The organism is Clostridium polynesiense (assembly GCF_000820705.1).
Classification (GTDB): domain Bacteria; phylum Bacillota; class Clostridia; order Clostridiales; family Clostridiaceae; genus Clostridium_AA; species Clostridium_AA polynesiense.
In genome coordinates, this window is record NZ_CCXI01000106.1 from 1 (window position 1) to 4,910 (window position 4,910).

The 4,910-nt window shown below is 31.7% G+C and carries 4 protein-coding genes and 1 pseudogene; 1 reads left to right on the forward strand and 4 read right to left on the reverse strand.

Annotated features, from left to right (window positions below):
* Positions 1-336: 336 nt before the first annotated feature.
* The 4 genes and pseudogenes from TA89_RS09895 to TA89_RS09910 form a co-directional block, all read right to left on the reverse strand.
* The gene (locus TA89_RS09895) at positions 337-1,092 is read right to left on the reverse strand and encodes a glucose 1-dehydrogenase (RefSeq protein WP_147590107.1); all 756 of its coding nucleotides are present in this window, start codon (positions 1,090-1,092) and stop codon (positions 337-339) included.
* A gap of 342 nt (positions 1,093-1,434) precedes the next feature.
* Positions 1,435-1,977, reverse strand: coding sequence for a GNAT family N-acetyltransferase (locus TA89_RS09900; RefSeq protein ID WP_040213058.1), 543 nt, complete (start codon positions 1,975-1,977; stop codon positions 1,435-1,437).
* Between the two features lie 186 nt (positions 1,978-2,163).
* Positions 2,164-2,694 carry a cysteine hydrolase family protein gene (locus TA89_RS09905; protein ID WP_040213060.1) on the reverse strand — a complete coding sequence of 177 codons (531 nt, stop codon included), beginning with the start codon at positions 2,692-2,694 and terminating at the stop codon, positions 2,164-2,166.
* 150 nt (positions 2,695-2,844) lie between these two features.
* Positions 2,845-3,986 (reverse strand): annotated as a pseudogene (locus TA89_RS09910) (ribose-phosphate pyrophosphokinase).
* Between the two features lie 220 nt (positions 3,987-4,206).
* Between TA89_RS09910 and TA89_RS09915 the strand changes: the two are divergent.
* A complete protein-coding gene (locus TA89_RS09915) occupies positions 4,207-4,734 on the forward strand; it encodes an NUDIX domain-containing protein (protein ID WP_040213062.1) in 528 nt (175 codons plus the stop codon).
* Positions 4,735-4,910 lie beyond the last annotated feature (176 nt).

Consider the following 4,910-nt stretch of genomic DNA (forward strand, 5'->3'; position numbering starts at 1 on the left):
TTTTTAACTAACTAAGTACGTTACTTTAGTAGTAATTAAATTAACTACCAACTTTTTTAATTTTTTTACCTTACCTTAAGTACGTACTTAAATTTAACTTAAACGAAAACGAACCTTACCTTTACTTAATTTACTTTTACTTTAGGTTTTAAGGTTTTTAAATTTAATTAACTTAACTTTACTTTACTTTAACTTTTAACTTTAAGTTAAAGTTTTTAAGTTTTCCGACCTAATTAAAATTAAACTTACTACTCTTTACGTTTAACTTAAACTTAAACCAAAAACTAAAACCTACGTAAGTGTTTTTTTATTATATATATTAATTTTATATTACTTTTAATATGCTGTAAATCCGGCATCGGCAGTTATAGATGCTCCATTTAACAAGCTGGAATCCTTAGATGCCAGGAAAAGAGCAACATTTGCTATTTCTTCAGAGGATCCGCTTCTTGGGCTTGCTGCTACACCTGTAAGTACTCTCTTCATTCCCATTTCGTTGAAGGATTTGTTTTGGGTAATTTCTGTATCTACTCCGCCGGGGCAAATTACGTTGCATCTGATATTTTTATCTGCATACATAAACCCTATATTTTTTGTTAAGCCTACCAAAGCATGCTTAGACGCTGTATAGGCAGCACCTGCCCTGGCACCGTACAGTCCTCCTATGGAGGCTACATTTATTATATTCCCTTCTCCCTGATTAATCATTATAGGAATTGCTTTTCTGCAGGCATAAAAAGGCCCGTTTAAATTTATTGACATAACATATTCCCAAAGCTCATCGGTTACTTCTGCAGCGGGGGTAAAATCATCTAAAACTCCTGCATTATTTACTAAAATATCTATCCTGCCGAACTTTTCCACTGCGGTTTTTATCATATTTTCTGCATCTTCCTTTTTAGATACATCTCCCTGGAAGGCTATTATAGTGCCTGGGTACTCTTCAGCTAGTGAAACAAGCTCCTCAAGCCTTTCCTTTCTTCTTGCCACAACCACTACCTTGGCGCCTTCTTTAGCAAATAAAAGAGATATTTCTCTTCCCATACCTGAGCTGGCTCCTGTAACTACTGCAACCTTATTTTCCAATTTCATAATTACTCCCCCTTAATTAATACCTTTATTTGCTCAAATTAACATTTGTTTGTTATAATTTTATCAATATTTTCATCAATAGTCAATTTATAAATACTATTTTATCTAGATAGAATATATAAAAAATAGTTTTTATTATATTTCATTATAAAATTAAGTTATTTTATTAACAATTTATTTTCAATGTATCCGTTAAATGCAAAAACAATAAATTTAATGGAAAAATTTATTGCCCTATATAAATTGGTGCTGCAGTAAAAAGAAAAAAATTATAGAATCGATTTAAAATCGCCCTATAATTTATATTTAAATTCCAATAATTATTTAAAGACTATCCTGGTTCTAACCTAATTTTTTATCTGCTTCATACTCTTCCTTGAGGATAGAGTAGCACAGGTCATCCAAAATTCTTCCGTCAAATATTCTGGTTGCCTCTCTAAGGGTGCCTTCATACTTAAATCCACATTTTTCAATTACCCTTTTGGATTTATCATTAAAAGGATAATGATATACAGAAATTATATTAAGGTTCATTTCTTCAAAGCCGTGTTTAATTACTGCCGATGCCGCTTCCGTCATTAATCCCTTTCCCCAGTAGTCCTCTGAAAGTACATACCCAAGCATCTTGCCGTTAATTCTTATCCTCTTTCTATCTTCATGTAATCCTATCGAGCCGATAACCTTGTTATTTTCTTTATATTCTATAGCCCAAACCTCATCTTCTATGAACATTTTTATTATATTCCGGGAAAACTCCTTATCCTTATGGGGTTCCCATCCGGCATTTGGTCCTACATTAGGATTCTTAGCGTATTCATATAAATCATCTGCATCTTGCATGGACCAGAGTCTTAATAATAATCTTTCAGTTTCAAGAGTTTTCATTTCTACCTCCCTGATATGGACTTTTATAGCAATATATAATTCGTTATAAAAAAGGCCAAACTTCTTTCAAATATTATACATTACATGTAAATGTATGTAAATTAATATTAATATTATGCTTTTAAGGAAAAATAAAAGACCTGAAAAAGCTAAATAACCTTTCAGATCCCTGAATAATGAATACATTTATTTTCTGTTTGTAACCTCAATCTGAAGTCCTTCCATTACATCCAGTGCTTTTTCGTGAAGCTCTTCATCAGCGCTGGCTGTGCAGGAAGCATCTAATACAATATCAGCTTCAGGCAGAGCGGTTTTAGCTATAACTGCATTGGATATAACACAAATATTGGACACTACTCCAACAATTTCAATGAAGTCATAATCTTTATCTCTTAAATAATCTGCCAGTTTAAGTGAACCAAAAGCGGATTTTTCAAACCCCAAATCCTCCTCAGAATAAAGCTCAGCCACTTTTCCATACAGGCTCCATCCGTCTTCACCTTTTACGCAGTGTTCCACCGGAAGCTTTTTTCCTTCTTTGGTATTTAAATACTCATGACCGTGAGTATCAAAGGTAAATATCACATCATCATTTCTGTCTTTATAATCTTTTATTTTTTGGTATATTGAATCTTCTAATTCCACAGCTTTAGCAAATCCAAGGCTTCCGCTTACAAAATCCTTTTGATAATCAACTACTATAAGTAACTTTTTCATGGCAACCTCTCATTTCTAATGTAATGTTATGACTATTTATATGATTTATTTGAATTAATTATATACTTACAGAAGTGTATTTTCAATATATTTAAGGGTATAAGGCCTTGTATTTCAACCCTTTAACAGTAAATTAACAGTTTTAAAATATTATCTCTTTTTCCATATATCATCGATAACATCTTTACCGTCCAATATGTACTTAATGGATTTACCTAAATATAAATGCTCCATAATCTTTCCTATAAATCCAGATAAGTCTACTTCTTTAAACCATCCGCTTTCCTTTACTTTATCCGGTATATAAGCTAAATTTGTAGAGTATAATTTATCTATTATGCCTTTTTTATTAAACTCATTAAATTTTTCTATTCCATCAGTAAATAAGGCAAAGGTGGTGGCAATTATTATCTTGTTAGCTTTTCTCTTTTTAAGCTCTAAAGCTATGTCAAACACTGATTCACCTGAGGATATCATATCATCTATTATTAAAATATTCTTCCCTTCAATCTCTCTTCCCATATATTCATGCTGAACTATTGGGTTCCTTCCGCTTATTACAATAGAATAATCCCTTCGTTTATAAAAAAGACCAATATCAAGACCAAGGACTCCGGAATAATAAATGGCTCTGTCCATAGCACCGGTATCAGGGCTTATTACAAGCATATTTGATTTATCAGCAAGCAGCTCCCTGTTGTCCTTAACCATGGCTCTAACTATCTCATAAGTAGGATATAAATTATCAAAGGATATTAAGGGCACAGCATTCTGCACATTAGGATCATGAGCATCGAAGGTTATAATACTGCTTACTCCCATCCTCTCAAGTTCCTGAAGAGCTATAGCGCAATCCAGTGATTCTCTGCCTTTTCTTCTATGCTGCCTTCCGGCATACAAAAGAGGCATTATAACTGTAACCTTCCTGGCCTTACCGCTTATAGCTGATAAACTCTCTTAACATCCTGGAAATGATCATCGGGACTTTTATGATTTACCATACCATACATACTATATGTACAACCATAATTACCTACATCGCAGATTATAAATACTTCTTTTCCCCTTACCGATTCTTTTAATACTACCTTTCCGTCTCCATTTGCAAACCTTATCTCTTCAATGGGTATAATAAAGGAATCAATATCAGCACCGGGCTGCAGCTCTCTGGTAATTCTAACTAAATAATCATCTATTTTATGCCCCAGCTCTCTGCTGCTTTCCAAAACTATCAGACCTAAAGGAGCATTGATAAAATGATTGATAAATTTTGAATCATCATATCTCTTCATGTGTAAGCACCCTCTCTTAACATAGGACAATTATTTTTATTTATTATACCATATTTAACCATGTATTATGTAAAACATAAATTAATAAAAATTTAAAAATCAAAACACTTTGTGTTATTAATTGTAATTAATGTTAATATTTATTATAATTATATTACTTTTTGAAGTGGTATTTTAAGTAATTTAGATACTTTTTAAAATATAAGGAGGCATATATATTGTGACCTTTAATTATGTATTAGAACAGGAAATCGTAAAAAACCAAAGAAAAAATCCAAACATCAGCTATCGTGAGGCGGTCAGAGCCGTTATTTTTAAAGGCAGCTCTATATTTATGATACGTACCAATAAAGGTGATTATAAGTTTCCCGGTGGAGGGATAAATAAAGATGAAACTCATGCAATGGCTTTAAAGAGAGAGGTGGAAGAAGAGACCGGGTATCTCATTAACAGTATCAATGACCTCCTTGGGAAGGTTACTGAAATAAAACCAGATGATTATCAAGCGGATTTTATTTTTAAAATGGAATCTTATTTTTACCTATGTGATATATCAAATGATAAAACTCTTCAAAATTTAGATTCTTATGAAGCGGATTTAGATTTTACACCGGTATGGATTTCATTAGATGAAGTAATCTATTTAAATGAAAAAATTATTAATCAAGGGAGTAAAGATGAAAACAGCTGGGTTCATAGAGAAACCTTTGTTCTAAAATATTTAAAGGAAAAGTATAAGTCCAAATAAACACCAAGAAAATTTATCTAAAAACTATATAATTTTTATTAAATTAATGTATAGTAAATAACCTCTGAAACATGATTATACAATATAGTAAAACCATACTTTCAGAGGTTAATCAAATATCTACAGCTTTTTAAAATTAAGAGATTTTGAATTATCCGTTCTCAATTTTACATTCT